This window comes from Saccharothrix sp. S26 (genome assembly GCF_021390395.1).
Taxonomy (GTDB): domain Bacteria; phylum Actinomycetota; class Actinomycetes; order Mycobacteriales; family Pseudonocardiaceae; genus Actinosynnema.
On record NZ_JAJUWT010000010.1, the window covers coordinates 1 to 15,951 of the forward strand.

The following is a 15,951-nucleotide window of genomic DNA, read 5'->3' on the forward strand; positions in this document are numbered from 1 at the left end:
CTGCGGCCCTCCGCCCGTCCTCCCGCCGCTCTTCCCGCCGCGCCGCTCTTCCCGCCCCGCCGCCCGCGGCCCACGCCCGGCGGCCCGCGGCCCTTCGCCCCGGCGGCTCTTCGCCCCGCCGCCGCGACCCTTTGCCTGCCGCCTGCCGCCTGCCGCCTGCGGGCCTCCGCCCTCCGCCCTCCGCCCGCAGTCCCAGGCCCGCGATCCCGTGCCCGATGACCAGTCGCTGGCCTGGCGGACCGGTTTATCCCGGCGGGTCGGTGCTGCCCGCGACCGCGAGCGAGTCCTCCGCCCGCCACCCTTCCGCGCCCCGCGCCCTGCCGCCCCGACCTGTCGCCCCGCGCCTGCCCTGCCTGCCCTGCCTCGCCCGCCCTCCGCCGCGCCTGCCCCGCCGCACGCCGTTGCGCGCTGCCTTGCCGCGCCGCGCCCCGCCCCGCCCAGCCGCGCCGCGCCCCGCCCTGCCGCCCCGCGCCCCGCCCTGCCGCGCCCCGCCCCGCCTTGCCGCCCCGCCCCGCCTTGCCGCGCCCCGCCCCGCCTTGCCGCGCCCGCCCCGCCCTGTCGCGCGCCGCCCTGCTCCGCCCGTCGCCCTGCCGCGCCTCGCCCGCCCTGTCGCGCCTCGCCCCGCCCTGTCGCGGGTTGCCCTGCCCCGCCCGTCGCGCGCCGACCCAACTCCGCCTCGACGCCAGCCTCCTATGTACCTATAGTGCTAGGTAGCTAGATAAATGGAGGTAGTCGTGATCGAGTTCCACCTGGACGGCAAGTCGGGCCTGTCGCCCTACCAACAGCTGGTCCGACAGGTGCGGCACGCGTTGCGGCTCGGGTTGTTGCGCGAGGGGGACCAGTTGCCGAAGGTCAAGGACGTGGTCGCCGACCTCGCGATCAACCCGAACACGGTGCTCAAGGCCTACCGCGAGCTGGAGCACGACGGCCTGGTCGCCGCCCGTCCCGGCGTGGGCACGTTCGTCACCGCAACGCTGTCGGGCACCTCGCTCGCCGCGCTCGCACCGCTGCGCCAGGACCTGCGGCGCTGGCTCGCCAAGGCCCGCCGCGCCGGGCTGGACGAGGAGAGCATCGAGGCGTTGTTCCTGACCACGTTTCGCTCCGCGGCCCGAGAGGACATAGCGTGACCGTGCTGAGGGCCCGCGGGTTGGGCAAGAAGTACCAGCGCCACTGGGCGTTGACCGACTGCGAGCTCGACATCCCGGCCGGGCACGTCACCGGGCTGGTCGGGCCGAACGGCGCGGGCAAGTCGACGTTGCTGGGCCTGGCCGCGGGCATGTTGGAACCGTCCAGCGGCACGATCGAGGTGTGCGGCGGTGTGCCCGGCAGCGGCCCGGCCCAGTTGGCGAAGGTCGGGTTCGTCGCGCAGAACACGCCCGTCTACGCCAACCTGACCGTGGAGGAGCACCTGCGCCTGGGCGCGCGCCTCAACCCCGGCTGGGACGACGAACTGGCCCGCGACCGGGTCGCCAAGATCGGCCTGGACCCGGCGCTGGCGGCGGGCAGGTTGTCCGGTGGCCAACGCGCCCAGCTCGCGCTCACGCTCGGCATCGCGAAACGGCCCGAGCTGCTGCTGCTGGACGAACCGGTGGCCTCGCTCGACCCGTTGGCCCGGCGGGAGTTCCTCCAGGACCTCATGGAGGCCGTGGCCGAGCACGGCGTGAGCGTGGTGATGTCGTCGCACCTGGTCGCCGACCTGGAACGCGTCTGCGACCACCTCGTGGTGCTCGTGGACGCCCGGATCCGGGTGACCGGCGAGGTCGAGGAGCTGCTGTCGACCCACCGCAGGCTGACCGGCCCGCGGCGCGACGTCGACACCCTGCCCGCCGACCAGCACGTCGTCTCGGTGCGCCACACCGACCGGCAGACGACCGTGCTGGTGCGCACCGACGCGCCGATCCTCGACCCGACCTGGGACGTCGGCGAGGTCGACCTCGAAGACCTGATCCTGGCCTACATGGCGAACCCGCACGCCGGTCGCCCGTCCCTGGGGGTGGTCCGATGACGTGGCTGGCCTGGCGGCAACTGCGCTTCCCGCTCGCGTCGGTGTACGCGGCGCTCGCGCTGGTCGCGGTGGTGCTCGTGCTCACCCGACCCGAGCCGGGCGGCTTCGGCGACGAGGAGTTCCTGTACCGCGGCAGCATGCTGGCGGTGTACGCGCTGCCCGCCCTCCTCGGCGTGTTCTGGGGGGTGCCGATGATCACCCGCGAGCTGGAGACCGGCACGCACAACCTGGTGTGGAACCAGAGCGTCACCCGCACCCGGTGGCTCGGGGTCAAGCTCGGCCTCGGCGTGCCGGCGGCCGCGGTCGCGGCCGGGCTCCTCGGCCTGGTCGTCACCTGGTGGGCCGGTCCCCTCGACGCCTCCGCCGGTGACGGCGGGTACGACCCGCGCATCACACCGGGCCTGTTCGCCGCACGGGGGATCGCGCCGTTCGGGTACGCCGCGTTCGCGTTCGTCCTCGGCGTCGCGGTCGCGATCCTGGTGCGCCGCACCGTGGTGGCCATGGCGGTGACGCTGGTGGTGTTCGCCGCCGTGCAGGTGGCGGTCCCGTTCGCGGTGCGCCCGCACCTGCTGCCGCCGGTGGAGGAGACCGTCGCGATCACCGCGCAGACCATCGCGGGCGTCCAGGCCGAGCCGGGGCCGGACGGCGACGTGCCCGAGGCGCTGCGCGTGTTCGAACCCGAGGGCGCGTGGGTGCTGGCCAACGAGACGCTGGACCCGAACGGCGCGGTGGTCCACCGGCTGCCCGCCTCGGTGGGCGGCTGCCTGCCGCGCGTTCCGATCGGCCAGATCGACGCCCGGGTCCTCGACCGGATGCGCGAGTGCTTCGCCCGCCTGTCCGACCTGGGCTACCGCCAGCACCTGGCCTACCACCCGGCGAGCCGGTTCTGGCCGTTGCAGTGGCTGGAACTGGCGCTGTACCTCGCGTCGACGGCGCTGCTGACGTGGTTCTGCTTCCGCCGCCTGCGCCACCTGTCCTGACCCGCCACGAGAAGAGGACCCCATGCGCGGTCTCGCGATCGGCACCGCCCTGTCGCTCACCCTGTCCGTCGCCCTGTCCGCCACGCCCGCCGTCGCGGACCCGGCCCTGCACTTACCCGCGCCTACCGGCGACCGACCGGTGGGCACCACGAGCCTGCACCTGCGGGACACGGCCCGGCCGGACCCGTGGGTGCCGTCGACGCACCGGGAGCTGATGGTCTCCCTGTACTACCCGGCCGCCACGGCACGCGGGACGAAGGCGCAGTACGTGACGCCGACCGAATCGGCGCTCCTGCTCGAACGCGCCGGTCTCACCGACCTCCCGCCGGACCTGCTGAGCAGGACCCGGACCAACGCCGTGGTCGACGCGCCGCCCGCCGCCGGTCGTCGGCACCGCGCGCCGCTGGTCGTGCTCTCGCCCGGGTTCCTCAACGGCCGCGCCACGCTCACCGCCCTCGCCGAGGACCTGGCGAGCCGCGGTTACGTCGTCGCGGTGGTCGACCACACACACGAGAACGTCGCCACCACGTTCCCGGACGGGCGGGTCGCACCCTGCGTGGCGTGCGAGGTGGACCACCTGCCCGGCTTCTGGGAGAAGCTGGGCGCGGGCCGGGCGGCGGACGTGTCGTTCGTGCTCGACCAGCTGACCGGGCCGTTGCGGCACCGGCGCGGCGTGAACCTGGTGGACCCGGCGCGCATCGCCATGGCCGGGCACTCGGCGGGTGGCGCTAGCGCGATCCTGACCATGCTCGCCGACGACCGCGTCCGGGCGGGCATCGACCTCGACGGCAGCACGCACGTCCCGGTCCCCGCGGAGGGCCTGTCCCGGCCGTTCCTGTTCGTGGGCAACGAAGACCTGTACGAGCCCGGCAGCCGCGGCCCCTACCGCGGGTGGGAGCGGGACTGGCCCCAGCTGACCGGCTGGAAGCGCTGGCTGCTGGTGGCGGGCACCCGGCACGCGTCGTTCACCGACCTCGGCCTGATGGCCGACCAGCTCGGCGTCGACATCGGCACGAGCATCGAGGCGAACCGCGCCCTGGCCATCACCCGCACCTACACCGCCGCGTTCTTCGACGTGCACCTGCGCGGCGCATCGCGACCGCTGCTGGACGGCCCGTCGGCGGACTACCCGGAAGTGAGCTTCGTCGGCTGATGCCCGACGTGAGAGGAAGACCCATGCGCGGCCTCGCGTTCCTGATCGCCCTGACCGTCGTCCTGTCCGCCACGCCCGCGTCCGCCTCGGCGGACGGGCCCGGCGACGGCTCCGACGCGACGCCCCACCTGCCCCCGCCGACCGGGCGGCACGCCGTGGGCACGACGTCGCTGCACCTGACCGACACCACGCGCCCCGACCCGTGGGTGCCCGCGGCCCGCCGGGAGCTGATGGTCTCGCTCTTCTACCCGGCGGCCCCGGCGCGCGGCCCGAAGAAGCAGTACATGACCCCGGCCGAATCGGCCGCGGTGCTCGAAGAAGGCGGCCTCACGACCGTGCCGCCCGACACGCTCGCCACCGTGCGCACCAACGCCGTCGTGGACGCCCGACCGGTCGGCCGGCGGCACGGCCTGCCGCTCGTCGTGCTGTCACCGGGCTACAAGCGGCCCCGCGCCACGCTCAGCACGCTGGCGGAGGACCTGTCCAGCCACGGGTACGTCGTCGCGGTGGTCGACCACACCCACGAGAACGTCGCCACCACGTTCCCGGACGGGCGGGTCGCGCCCTGCGCCTCCTGCGAGGTGCTCCACGACCCGGCCTTCTGGCAGAAGCTGGGCGAGGGTCGGGCGGCGGACGTGTCGTTCGTGCTCGACCAGCTGACCGGGCCGTTGCGCCACCACCGGGGCGCGAACCTGGTCGACGCCTCGCGGATCGCGATGGGCGGCCACTCCGCGGGCGGGGCGAGCAGCCTGGAAGCCGCGCGCGCCGACGCCCGCATCCGTGCCGCGATCAACGTGGACGGCCTCGTCTCCACGCCGGTGCCGGAGCCGGGGATGTCGCAGCCGGTCATGCTCCTGGGGCGGCAGGACAACTTCGCGCCCGGTGCGCCCAGCGCCAAGAGCTGGGCGGACACCTGGCCGTTGCTGACCGGGTGGAAGCGCTGGCTGGTGGTGGCGGGCATGGCGCACCCGTCGTTCACCGACATCGGCGTGATCGGGGCGCAGCTGGGCCTGGAGTTCGGCGAGGTCTCCGGCGAGCGCGGCGCGGCCATCACCCGCGCGTACGTCCGAGCGTTCTTCGACCTGCACCTGCGCGGCGTGCCGCAGCCCCTGCTGGACCGGCCGTCGGCGAGCTACCCGGAGGTCTCGCTCGTCGAGCGGTCGAGCTGACCGACAAGCACCCGCTTCGCCGAGTGGACGTGCTCCTCGGCGAAGCGGGTGACCTCGGCGGCGTCACCGGCGTCGAGCAGCCGCACGATCTCGCGGTGCTCGTCCACGACGACCGCCCGGTAGCCGTGGTGGCCCAACCGGATGCGGGTGAGCTGGAACAGGTGCACCTGCGACCGCACGGCGTGCCACGCCTCCAGCAGCCGCCGGTTGCCCGTGGCGCGGTAGATCGTGTCGTGGAACTCGATGTCCAGCGCCAGCAGCTCGGGGCTGGGCGCGCCCGCGGCCAGGCGGCGGGCCATGGCGTCCACCAGGCCGCCGAGGACGTCGAGGTCGACCCGGCCGATGGCGCTGCGGCCGGCCAGCCCTTCCAGCGCGGCCCGGACCGAGTAGACCTCCTCGGCGTCCCGGGCGGTCAGGTCGATCACCCTGGTGCCGCGGTGCCAGGCGCTGCGCACGAGCCCTTCCCGTTCCAGCAGGTCGAGGCCCTCGCGCACGGAGCCGCGGCTGACGTCCAGCGACGCGGCCAGCTCGACCTCGCGCAACGGCGAGCCCGGCGGGAAGTCGCCCGCGAGGATCGCGTCCCGGATCCGGTCGGCGGCCTCGTCCGCGAGGCCCCGGCGGTCGGCCTGGCGCAGCTGCATGATGTCGAATGTTGACATTGGCCCGGACGGTGGTCAAGGTGAGGGCATGAGACCCGGTTTCCACCTCGCCGTTGGAGTCGACGACCTGGCCAGGGCCCGCGAGTTCTACGGGGGTGTGCTCGGGCTCGAAGAGGGCCGTTCGGCCGAGAAGTGGGTCGACTGGGACTTCTACGGCCACCAGTTCGTCACGCACGTCGTGCCCGGGCCGCGCGGCGACTCCGGCCGCAACCCGGTCGACGGCCACGACGTGCCCGTGCCGCACTTCGGGTTGCTCCTGCCGATCCCGGCGTTCCACGAGTTGGCCGAGCGGCTGCGCGCGGCGGGCACGGAGTTCGTGATCGAGCCTCACCTGCGGTTCGCGGGCGAGCCGGGGGAGCAGTGGACGATGTTCTTCCGCGACCCGGCCGGCAACGCCCTGGAGTTCAAGGCGTTCTCCGACGAGTCGCAGGTGTTCGCCAAGTGAGCCGGGGCGTCCTGGTCACGGGTGGCAGTCGCGGGATCGGCGCGGCGATCGTCGAGGCGTTCCGCGACCTCGGCGACCGGGTGGTCGGACTGTCCTCTTCGGACGTCGACCTGGCCGACCCGGACGCGGTCGAGCGCGTGGTCGACTCGGCCGCCGACACGCTCGGGGGGATCGACGTGCTGGTCAACAACGCCGGCCTGGTGGAACTGGGCTCGGTGGACCTGCCGTACGCCCAGTGGCAGGCGTTGTGGCGGCGCACGTTCGCGGTCAACGTCTTCGGCGCGGCGGACATGTCGTACTGCGTGGCCCGGCACATGATCGCGCGCGGCACGCGCGGCCGGATCGTCAACGTCGGCTCGCGCGGCGCGTTCCGCGGCGAGCCCGCCATGCCCGCGTACGGCGCGAGCAAGGCGGCGTTGCACTCGATGGGCCAGTCCCTGGCGGTGGCCCTCGCACCGCACGGCATCGCGGTGGCGTCGGTCGCGCCCGGTTTCGTGGGCACCGACCGCGTGGCCGACATGGTGACCGACGAGGTGCTGGCGCAGAGCCCGTTCGGCCGGGTGGCGAAGCCCGAAGAGGTCGCCGCCGCGGTCGTCTACCTCGCCTCGCCGGCGGCCGAGTGGGCGTCCGGCGCCGTGCTCGACCTCAACGGCGCTTCGTACCTGCGGACCTAGGAGATCGTCGTGAGCCGTTCCGGATCGGTCGGCGTCATGCTGCCCCGCGACCTCGAGCCGTCACGGGTGCTGCCGTTCGCGCGGCGCGCCGACGAGCTCGGGTTCGACGAGCTGTGGGTGGTGGAGGACCTCGGGTACCGGGGTGGGATCGGGCAGGCCGCCGCGGTGCTGGCGGCGACCGGGCGCATCCGCGTGGGCATCGGGTTGCTGCCGGTCGGCGCGCGCAACGCCGCGTTCGCCGCGATGGAGGTCGCGACGCTGGCCCAGCTGTTCCCGGGCCGGATCGACATCGGCATCGGGCACGGCATGCCGGGGTGGATGCGGTCGGTGGGCGAGTGGCCCGCCAGCCCGTTGACGTTGCTGGAGGAGTACCTGCGCGCGGTGACCGCGTTGCTGCGCGGTGAGCCGGTCGAGCCGGGCGAGTACGTGCGGCTGGACGGGGTGTCCCTGGAGCCCGCGTGCGTGCCGGCCGACCCGCCGCCGGTGCTGGCGGGCGTGCGCGGTCCGCGTTCGCTGGCGTTGTCCGGGCGGGTGGCGGACGGCACGATCCTGGCCGAGCCGACCACGCCGGAGTACGCGCGGGCGGCGTTGGCGCACGTGGACGCGACCCGGCCGCACCGCCTGGTCGGCTACAACGTGGCCGCCGTGCACGCCGACGCGTCGGTGGCGGTGGACGCCGTGCGGGCCGGCCTGGAGTGGATCGGCGAGCCGGACTGGGCACCGCACCTGGCCCCGCTGCCGTTCGCCGCCGAGTTCGCGGCGCTGCGGCGGGAGTGCGGCAGCCGGGAGGATTTCGTGCGCCGGCTGCCGGAGGAGTGGGTGCGCCGGCTCGCGGTGACCGGCACGCCCGAGGACGCGAAGGCGCGGCTGGCCGAGCTGTTCGCGGCCGGGGTGGACAGCGTGGTCCTGATCCCGATCGGCCCGGACCCACTGGAGGCGGTGCACGGGCTGGCCGAGGTGCTGTAGCCGACCCCGGCGGTGCCTACGAGGCGGTGATCCTCGTCGCCGGGCAGGGTCAGGGTCTCGTAGGCCAGCGCCGGCTCGCCGCCCTCAGCGTGCCGCCGGGCACCGACCCGGCGGTGAAGCGGCGGCCGAAGTCCGCGCCCACCACGATCGACAGCTCCTCGGCCGACGCGCGCGTCCGCGACGAACGCGGGCGTCGGCTCCAGCCGGTCCAGCAGGTGGCGTTGGCGTGGACGCGCGCCGAGTCCCGCGCGGTGCTGCCGCTGGTCGGCGTGAGCAGCGTCGAGCAGCTCACGGCGGCGGTGGATTTCCGGTCGGGGTTCCCGGGCGGCTTCATCGCCGAGTGCGAGCCGGCGCCGTTCGTCTTCGGCGACACGGCCACCAGGGTCGAGCCTCGCTGAGGTCGTTCACGGTTGTCGCAGCGCCGCGCCGACGACCGTGGTCACGGCCTGGTGCACGGCCTCCCGTTCGGGCTGGGCGCCGCGGCGGTCGGCGAAGAGCAGGTGCGCGGTGCCGATGAGGGTCGGCGCGAGCGCGTCGACCGGGGCGTCGGGCGCGAGGCGGCCGAGGTCGCGTTCGGCGGTGAGGTAGGCCGCGATCATGGTCACCGCCTCGGTCAGGACCGGGACGCCGGCGGGCCAGGTGTCGCGCAGCCGGGCGCGCAGCTCGTCGCGGAACGTGACCAGGGCGACGATCGCCACCGCGACCGAGCCGAACAGGGCGGTCAACGCGTCGGTGAGGTTGTCGGGGACCGTGCCGCGGCCCGCGCTACCGAGCAGGGCGGCGGCCTGGGCGTCCATCCGGTCGACGCGGTCCAGCACGAAGTCGGCCAGGAACGCGTCGAAGTCCGCGAAGTGCCGGTGCAGGACGCCCTTGGCGACGCCCGCCTCGGCGGTGACGGCACGGCTGGTCAGACCGCTGGGACCGTCGCGCAGCAGGATGCGGTCGGCGGCGTCGAACAGCTGGTCGCGCACGTCGCGGATGGCCACACCGGTCGGCACGGCGCTCCTCTCGGTTGACGAGTGGGCATCTGCCCACTCATAGTGGGCGCATGCCCATTCTACCGTCGGAACCCCACCGCGCCCGAGCCATGGCCGAGTCGTTCGGCACGGACCCCGAGCGCTACGACCGCGCCCGGCCCTCCTACCCCGAGGCCATGGTGCGGGCCATCGTCGCCGCCGCCCCCGGGCCGGACGTGGTGGACGTCGGCACGGGCACCGGCATCGCGGCCCGGTTGTTCCAGGCCGCCGGGTGCCGGGTGCTCGGCGTCGAGGTCGACCCGCGGATGGCGCGGTGGGCCCGGGGTCGTGGCCTCGACGTCGAGGTGTCCGCGTTCGAGTCGTGGGACCCGGCCGGCCGGGTGTTCGACGCCGTCGTGTCCGGGCAGACCTGGCACTGGGTCGACCCGGTGGCCGGCGCGGCGAAGGCGGCGGCCGTGCTGCGGCCCGGCGGCAGGCTGGCCGCGTTCTGGAACGTCGGCCGACCGCCGTCCGACCTGGCCGACGCCTTCGCCGAGGTCTACCGGCGGGCGCAGCCGGACTCGCTGATGGCCCGCGCGTTCGACCCCGCCGGCGGCTCGGCGCTCACGGACCGGGCGATCGCCGGCATCCGGGAGGCGGGCGGGTTCGGCGAGGTCGAGCGGTGGCGGTTCGACTGGGAGCGCACCTACACCCGCGACCAGTGGCTGGACCAGCTGCCGACCTCGGGCGCGTACGCCCTGATGCCGCCGGGGAAGGCGGACGAGGTGCTGACCGGCATCGGGGCCGCCATCGACGCGGCGGGCGGCAGCTTCACGATGGCCTACACGACCCTCGTGATCACCGCCGCCCGGCTCACCGACACGACCGACCCGCGCCCCACCTGACCAGGTCCCCACCCTCCGCTGCCGTGTCCGAACACCGCTCGGGTTACGTTTCCGGACATGGCGGACGAACCCTCGCGCGAGCCCGACTGGGCGCGGTGGCGGCGTCCTGGGCCTACGGCGGCGCAGCGGCGGCACGATGTCTGGTTGGCCCTCGCGGCGCTGGCGGGTGCGGTGGCGGTGACCGTGTTGATCTCCAGCATGGGTGCGAGCCTGTGGGACCACGGGCCGCCGCTGGCCGAGCAGCTCGCCTGGGGCGCGGCGCTGACCCTGCCGCTGGTGGCGCGCCGGCGCTTCCCGCTGACCGTGATGGTCGTCCTCGGCGCATTGCTCGTCGCGGTGCAGGTCCGGCAGGTGGGGGACAACCTGGTGCCCTCCGTCGCCTTGTTCCTGGCGATCTTCAGCGCGGGCGCGTGGGGGCGCGACCGGGCACGGGCGCGGTGGGCGCGGGTCGCGGTGATCGTGGCGATGTTCGCCTGGCTCGGCTTCGGCCTGGTCAAGTTCCTGGTCGAGCCCGCACCCCCGTTCGAGGGCGCGGCCGGGCCGCTCGACCCGGTGCTCGCGACCGTGCTCTACGGCATCGGGTTCAACCTGCTGTTCTTCCTGTCCGCGTACTTCTTCGGCGAGATGGCGTGGGTCTCGGCACGCCGGCAGGCCGAGCTGGAGCACCGCGCCGAGCAGCTGCGCCGCTCGCAGGAGCAGAACACGCGGGGCGCGATCGTCGCCGAACGCGTGCGCATCGCCCGCGACCTGCACGACGTCGTGGCGCACCACGTGTCGGTGATGGGCGTGCAGGCGGGCGCGGCGCGCCGGGTGCTCGACCGCGACCCCGACCTGGCCCGCGAGGCGCTGCGGACCGTGGAGGACACCGCGCGCACGGCCATCGGCGAGCTGCGCGGCCTGCTCGGCGTGCTGCGGGCCGACCCGGACGACCCGCCGGGTGACGCCGGTGAGAAGGAGGGCGAGAAGAAGGGCGAGACCTCCTCGCCGGGGTTGGACCAACTGCCGGAGCTGGCCGAACTGGCGCGGTCGGCCGGGCTCGACGTGGCGCACGGCGTGTACGGGGAGCCGCGGCCGGTGCCGGAGGGCGTCGCGCTGTCGGTGTACCGGATCGTGCAGGAGTCGTTGACCAACGTGGTGAAGCACGCCGACGCGCGCAAGGCCGACGTGCGGGTCCGGTTCCTGGAGAACTCGCTGGAGGTGGAGGTGTCCGACGACGGCCGTGGGCCGCGCGGTACGCCGAACAGGACCGGGTTCGGCCTGGTCGGCATGCGGGAACGGGTCGCGGTGCACGGCGGCGAGCTGGAAGTGGGACCCCGCCGTGACGCCGGGTACCGGGTCCGTGCGAGGTTCCCCGCATGACGGATCCCTTGCGCGTGGTGCTCGCCGACGACCAGGACCTGGTGCGGGCGGGCTTCCGGGTGATCCTCGGCACCGAGGACGACATCGAGGTGGTCGGCGAGGCCCGTGACGGCGTCGAGGCCGTGGACGTGGTCGGCCGGCTCCAGCCGGACGTGGTGCTGATGGACGTGCAGATGCCGGGCGTCGACGGGCTGGAGGCCACCCGGCGCATCCTCGGCCCGGACGGCGCGGGCCACCCGATCAAGGTCGTCATCCTGACCACGTTCGACCGCGAGGACTACCTGTTCGAGGCGCTGCGGGCGGGTGCGAGCGGCTTCCTGCTCAAGAACGCCTCGCCGGAGGACCTGGTCGACTCGGTGCGGGTCGTGGCCCGCGGTGACGCCCTGCTGTCGCCCGAGGTCACCCGCCGCGTCATCGCCCGGTTCACCGCGCCCGCCCCGGCCACGCCGTCGCGACGTCCCCCGGAGCTCACCGACCGCGAGTTCGAGGTGCTGGTCCACCTCGCGCGAGGCGCGAGCAACGCCGAGATCGCGAACGCGCTGCACCTGGGCGAGACCACGGTGAAGACGCACGTGTCGCGCATCCTGGCCAAGCTCGGCCTGCGCGACCGCACGCACGCCGTCGTGTTCGCCTACGAGCACGGGATCGTGGAGCCGGGCCGGGCCTGACGCGCGGCATCCTCCGCGAGGAGGACACCAGAAGTCGATCTCGCGCCGGACGTGTTCGCGGCGGCGGCGACCTAGCGTTGCGGTCATGTTGACAGTCACGTCGGTCAGCCGGAGCTTCGGCGACCACCGGGTCCTCGACGAGGTGTCGTTCGAGGTCCGACCGGGCCGCATGACCGGGTTCCTGGGCGCGAACGGGTCCGGCAAGACCACCACCATGCGCATCGTCCTGGGCGTGCTGGCCGCGCACGGCGGCACGGTCGCCTGGCAGGGCTCGCCGGTGACCGGCGCGGTGCGGCAGCGGTTCGGGTACATGCCCGAGGAACGCGGCCTGTACCCGAAGATGGGCGTCGCTGAGCAGATCAGTTGGCTGGGCCGGCTGCACGGCCTCGACCGGGACACCGCGCGCCGCAACACCGAGCGCCTGCTCGACCAGCTCGAACTCGCCCACCGGGCCGAGGACAAGCTCGAGGAGCTGTCGCTGGGCAACCAGCAGCGCGCGCAGGTCGCCGCCGCGCTGGTGCACGACCCGGTGATGCTGATCCTGGACGAGCCGTTCTCCGGCCTGGACCCGATCGCGGTCGAGACCGTGCTCGGCGTGCTGCGCGAACGGGCCGCGGCCGGTGTGCCCGTGCTGTTCTCCAGCCACCAGCTCTCGGTGGTGGAACGGCTGTGCGACGACGTGGTGATCATCTCCGGTGGCCGGATCGCGGTCAGCGGCGCGCGCGACGAGCTGCGCGCCCGGTACGGGCCCGCGCGGTTCGAGCTGGTCGTGGCCTCCGACGCGGGGTGGGTGCGGGACGTGCCCGGCGTGCGCGTGGTCGACGTGGACGGCCCGCGCGCGGTGTTCGAACCGGACGGTGACGCGGGCGCGGACCAGGTCGTGCTCGAAGCCGCCCTGCGCCGCGGGACCGTGCGCAGCTTCACCCCCGTCGTGCCGACGCTCGACGAGATCTTCAAGGAGGCGATCTGATGACCGGCGTGACGGAGCAGGGCGGCGGGTCCCGCGGTTTCGCCGCGGCCACCCGGTTGGTGGCCGAGCGGGAGATGAAGTCGTTCCTGCGCGCCAAGGGTTTCTGGATCGGCCTCGCGGTGATCGTGGTCGGCCTGTTCGCGATCTCCATCCTGCCGACCGCGCTCGGCGGCGGTGAGACCGAGGTCGCCGCGGTGGGCCCCGAAGCGGCGGCCGTGCTGACCGACAGCGGCCTGCGGGTGCGCGAGGTCGACGACGTGGCCGCCGCCGAAGCGCTCATCCGCTCGGAGGAGGTGGAGGCGGCGGTCGTGCCGGACACCACCGGCAAGTCCGCCACGGGCGTGCGCGTGCTGGCGCTGTCCGACGCGCCGACCGACGTGCTGGCCGCGCTGCGCACCGCGCCGCCCGTCGACCTGCTCGACCCGGCCGAGGTCGGGCAGGGCCAGCGGCAGCTCGCGATCATGGTCTTCTCGCTGGTGTTCCTGATGTTCGGGATGAGCGGGGCGGCGATCGCGCAGAGCACCGTGACGGAGAAGCAGACCCGGATCGTGGAGATCCTGGTGGCGACGGTGCCGGTGCGGGCGTTGCTGGCGGGCAAGATCGTGGGGCACTCGCTGCTGACGATCGGCCAGGTGGTGGTGATCGCGGTGGCCGCGCCGATCGCGTTGCGGCTGGGCGGGCACTCGGAGCTGCTGTCGCTGATCGCGCCCGCGCTGGGCTGGTTCGTGCCGTTCCTGGTGCTCGGGTTCGTGCTGCTGGCCGCGATGTGGGCGGTCGCCGGGTCGCTGGTCAGCAGGCAGGAGGACCTGGGTTCGAGCATGGGCCTGGTGATGATCCTGGTGATGGGGCCGTACTTCGGCGTGATGTTCTTCTCCGACAACGTCACCGTGCTCACCGTGCTGTCGTTCCTGCCGTTCTCGTCGGCCATCGCGATGCCGGTGCGGCTGTTCGCCGGCGACGCGGCGGTGTGGGAACCGCTGCTGGCGCTGGGGCTGCTGGCCGGGACGGTGGTGCTGACCGTGCTGCTGGCCGGCCGCGTCTACTCGGGGTCGCTGCTGCACACCGGCGGCAAGCTCAAGCTCGCCAAGGCGTGGGCCCGCGAGGGCTGACGCCCGGTCGCCGCCGCCCAGGCGGCTCGGAGGGCCCGTGCGCTCGGGGGCGCACGGGCCCTCCTTCGCGTCGTCACCCAAAGTTACGGGCAACGGGGTGCGGGCGGACGCCGTATAGGGGGTGACCGAGTGGAGGAGGTGTCACGTGCACGATCGGGACCGCGAGTTCCGCTCGTACTTCGAGGCACGGGCGGCCGTCGTGCGGCGGACCGCTTTCTTGTTGTGCGGTGACTGGCACCGGGCCGAGGACCTGGCGCAGACGGCGCTGGCCAAGGTCTACGTGCACTGGGGGCGGCTGGACCGGCACGGGCAGGTCGACGCGTACGTGCGCAAGGTACTGGTGCGGGCCGTCATCGACGACTCGCGCTGGCGGGGACGGCGGCCGGAGACGGTGGTCGAGGCCGTGCCGGAGGTGGCCGAGGCGTCCACGGGGGTGGAGGAGGCCATGGACGTGCGGCGCGCGTTGGCCGCGTTGCCGCCCAGGCAACGCGCGGCGGTCGTGCTGCGGTACTGGGAGGACCTGCCGGTCGCGGAGACCGCGGCGGCGCTGGGCTGTAGCGAGGGAACGGTGAAGAGCCAGGTGTCCAAGGGGCTGGACGCCCTGCGACGCGCGCTGGCGACCAGGCGGACCGTGCTGTGGGAGGGATCGTGAGCGACGAGGTGCGCGAGATGATCCGGACGGCGTTGGCCGACGAGCCGGCGTCGGGCCTGGAGTTCGAGCGGGTCGTGCGGGACGGGCGCAGGCGGCGGGCACGGCGGCGGCTCGGTGTGCTGTCCGCCGCGACGACGGGGGTGGCCGCGGTGGTCGCGGTCGCGGTGAGCGGCGCGTCCACCTCCACGTCGGCCCCACCCGCCGGTGTGCTGTCGACAGCGCCCACGACGACCGTGACGTCGTCCCCGGCGGTCGCGTCGGGCTGTGCCACGCCGGCGATGACCGGCGGCTTCCCCGACCGGCCGCGCGGCTCGGCGACGCCGGGCGAACTGGCCGAGTCCGCCCGGCTCACGGAGGCGTTCGGGCGGTTCGCGCTGCCGTTGCCGGCGGGGGTGGAGGCGACGCCGCTGCGGCTGTGCGCGATCGACGAGAGCTGGGGCGGCGACTTCCGGCTCACGGGTGACCGGGTGGTGATCGTCTACGTCAAGCCGCGCGGCGGCCAACCGCCCGGTGAGTGCGTGCGGTTCACGCCGCAGGTGCAGTGCTCGGTCCGGGTGCTGCCGGACGGCTCCACGGCACGCCTCACCGTCGAGCCGGCGGGGGAGACGACCCTGGTCACCGCCGACGTGTGGCGCACCGACGGCACGTATGCCGGCGTCATGGAGACCGGCGGCACGGGTTCGAAGAACCGGGTCCTCGATGACGATCGGCTGATCGCCATCGCCACCGCGCCGCAGCTGAGGGTGCAGTGGACGGGCCGTCCGACGCCGCCCGCCCCGTCGGACCGCCGTGCGGCCGAGCTCGACGCGGTGCTGGCCGGGGTCCTGCCGGCCGGCATCGGGATCGAGCCGACCCCGGCCGGTGAGGCGCTGGACTTCCGCGTCCGGCAGGGCGGTTACCGCGCGGTCGCCAACCTGGTCGACGCGGCGGGTCGCGGCTGGCTGATGGTGACCGTGGACGAGCCGAACGGCGGCGAGGTGGACTGCGGCGGCCGTCCCGAGTGCCGCCTGGTCGAGTTGTCGAACGGCCGCGAGGGCGCGCTGGACACCCTGACCGCCGGCGGCCTCACCAGGCTGTCGTTGCACGTGAAAGCGGCGGACGGCAGCCGGGTCGGCATCCACACCGCCAACGGCGCCGACGACGGTACCGGGCCCGACAGCCCGACCCGGCCGACCCCGCCGCTGACCGAGGCGGACCTGGTCCGGATCGCGGAACTGCCGGACCTGCACTGGTGAGAGCGGTGCGGGCGCGAGGAGTTCGCGCCCGCACCCTTCGGCACGC

The 15,951-nt window shown here is 74.3% G+C and carries 18 protein-coding genes; 16 read left to right on the forward strand and 2 right to left on the reverse strand.

What is annotated here, in order from left to right:
- Nucleotides 1–734: 734 nt before the first annotated feature.
- The 5 genes from LZG04_RS17125 to LZG04_RS17145 are packed head-to-tail and all read left to right on the forward strand — an operon-like array spanning nucleotide 735 to nucleotide 5,307.
- Nucleotides 735–1,127: a GntR family transcriptional regulator gene (locus LZG04_RS17125; protein ID WP_233818115.1), complete on the forward strand. Its 393-nt coding sequence runs from the start codon at nucleotides 735–737 to the stop codon at nucleotides 1,125–1,127.
- Nucleotides 1,124–2,005, forward strand: coding sequence for an ABC transporter ATP-binding protein (locus LZG04_RS17130; protein ID WP_233818117.1), 882 nt, complete (start codon nucleotides 1,124–1,126; stop codon nucleotides 2,003–2,005). Before LZG04_RS17125 ends, LZG04_RS17130 begins: the two co-directional genes overlap by 4 nt.
- Complete coding sequence (locus LZG04_RS17135) at nucleotides 2,002–2,985, forward strand: transporter (protein WP_233818118.1); 984 nt, start codon at nucleotides 2,002–2,004, stop codon at nucleotides 2,983–2,985. Before LZG04_RS17130 ends, LZG04_RS17135 begins: the two co-directional genes overlap by 4 nt.
- 22 nt (nucleotides 2,986–3,007) lie before the next feature.
- Nucleotides 3,008–4,138 (forward strand): alpha/beta hydrolase, encoded by a 1,131-nt coding sequence (locus LZG04_RS17140; protein WP_233818120.1) that lies wholly within the window; start codon nucleotides 3,008–3,010, stop codon nucleotides 4,136–4,138.
- A 23-nt stretch (nucleotides 4,139–4,161) separates the two neighbouring features.
- Complete coding sequence (locus LZG04_RS17145; protein ID WP_233818123.1) at nucleotides 4,162–5,307, forward strand: alpha/beta hydrolase; 1,146 nt, start codon at nucleotides 4,162–4,164, stop codon at nucleotides 5,305–5,307.
- Here LZG04_RS17145 and LZG04_RS17150 read toward each other — a convergent pair.
- Nucleotides 5,271–5,966 (reverse strand): GntR family transcriptional regulator, encoded by a 696-nt coding sequence (locus LZG04_RS17150; RefSeq protein WP_233818126.1) that lies wholly within the window; start codon nucleotides 5,964–5,966, stop codon nucleotides 5,271–5,273. The two genes, LZG04_RS17145 and LZG04_RS17150, sit on opposite strands and share 37 nt — an antisense overlap.
- Nucleotides 5,967–5,994: 28 nt before the next feature.
- Here LZG04_RS17150 and LZG04_RS17155 point away from each other — a divergent pair, with 28 nt between their 5' ends.
- The 4 genes from LZG04_RS17155 to LZG04_RS17170 are packed head-to-tail and all read left to right on the forward strand — an operon-like array spanning nucleotide 5,995 to nucleotide 8,449.
- On the forward strand, nucleotides 5,995–6,411 hold the full coding sequence (locus LZG04_RS17155) for a VOC family protein (protein WP_233818129.1): 417 nt from the start codon (nucleotides 5,995–5,997) through the stop codon (nucleotides 6,409–6,411).
- Nucleotides 6,408–7,085 carry an SDR family NAD(P)-dependent oxidoreductase gene (locus LZG04_RS17160; RefSeq protein WP_233818131.1) on the forward strand — a complete coding sequence of 226 codons (678 nt, stop codon included), beginning with the start codon at nucleotides 6,408–6,410 and terminating at the stop codon, nucleotides 7,083–7,085. Before LZG04_RS17155 ends, LZG04_RS17160 begins: the two co-directional genes overlap by 4 nt.
- A gap of 9 nt (nucleotides 7,086–7,094) precedes the next feature.
- Nucleotides 7,095–8,051, forward strand: a complete 957-nt coding sequence (locus LZG04_RS17165) for an LLM class flavin-dependent oxidoreductase (RefSeq protein ID WP_233818133.1) — start codon at nucleotides 7,095–7,097, stop codon at nucleotides 8,049–8,051.
- 26 nt (nucleotides 8,052–8,077) lie between these two features.
- A complete protein-coding gene (locus LZG04_RS17170; protein ID WP_233818135.1) occupies nucleotides 8,078–8,449 on the forward strand; it encodes a hypothetical protein in 372 nt (123 codons plus the stop codon).
- A gap of 6 nt (nucleotides 8,450–8,455) precedes the next feature.
- Here the strand turns inward: LZG04_RS17170 and LZG04_RS17175 are convergent, their stop codons facing one another.
- Complete coding sequence (locus LZG04_RS17175; RefSeq protein WP_233818137.1) at nucleotides 8,456–9,049, reverse strand: TetR/AcrR family transcriptional regulator; 594 nt, start codon at nucleotides 9,047–9,049, stop codon at nucleotides 8,456–8,458.
- A gap of 50 nt (nucleotides 9,050–9,099) precedes the next feature.
- Between LZG04_RS17175 and LZG04_RS17180 the strand changes: the two genes are divergently transcribed.
- From LZG04_RS17180 to LZG04_RS17210, 7 genes are all read left to right on the forward strand, one after another.
- Nucleotides 9,100–9,912 (forward strand): class I SAM-dependent methyltransferase, encoded by an 813-nt coding sequence (locus tag LZG04_RS17180; protein ID WP_233818140.1) that lies wholly within the window; start codon nucleotides 9,100–9,102, stop codon nucleotides 9,910–9,912.
- Nucleotides 9,913–9,969: 57 nt separating this feature from the next.
- Entirely contained in the window at nucleotides 9,970–11,271 is a 1,302-nt protein-coding gene (locus LZG04_RS17185; RefSeq protein ID WP_233818143.1) for a sensor histidine kinase, read from the forward strand.
- A complete protein-coding gene (locus LZG04_RS17190) occupies nucleotides 11,268–11,939 on the forward strand; it encodes a response regulator transcription factor (protein ID WP_233818145.1) in 672 nt (223 codons plus the stop codon). The genes LZG04_RS17185 and LZG04_RS17190 overlap by 4 nt, the downstream gene beginning before the upstream one ends.
- 85 nt (nucleotides 11,940–12,024) lie before the next feature.
- Nucleotides 12,025–12,909 carry an ABC transporter ATP-binding protein gene (locus LZG04_RS17195; RefSeq protein WP_233818147.1) on the forward strand — a complete coding sequence of 295 codons (885 nt, stop codon included), beginning with the start codon at nucleotides 12,025–12,027 and terminating at the stop codon, nucleotides 12,907–12,909.
- Nucleotides 12,909–14,018: an ABC transporter permease gene (locus LZG04_RS17200; RefSeq protein ID WP_233818149.1), complete on the forward strand. Its 1,110-nt coding sequence runs from the start codon at nucleotides 12,909–12,911 to the stop codon at nucleotides 14,016–14,018. The genes LZG04_RS17195 and LZG04_RS17200 overlap by 1 nt, the downstream gene beginning before the upstream one ends.
- A 145-nt stretch (nucleotides 14,019–14,163) precedes the next feature.
- On the forward strand, nucleotides 14,164–14,670 hold the full coding sequence (locus LZG04_RS17205) for a SigE family RNA polymerase sigma factor (protein WP_233818152.1): 507 nt from the start codon (nucleotides 14,164–14,166) through the stop codon (nucleotides 14,668–14,670).
- The gene (locus LZG04_RS17210) at nucleotides 14,667–15,905 is read left to right on the forward strand and encodes a hypothetical protein (protein ID WP_233818154.1); all 1,239 of its coding nucleotides are present in this window, start codon (nucleotides 14,667–14,669) and stop codon (nucleotides 15,903–15,905) included. The genes LZG04_RS17205 and LZG04_RS17210 overlap by 4 nt, the downstream gene beginning before the upstream one ends.
- The last annotated feature ends 46 nt before the right edge of the window (nucleotides 15,906–15,951 follow it).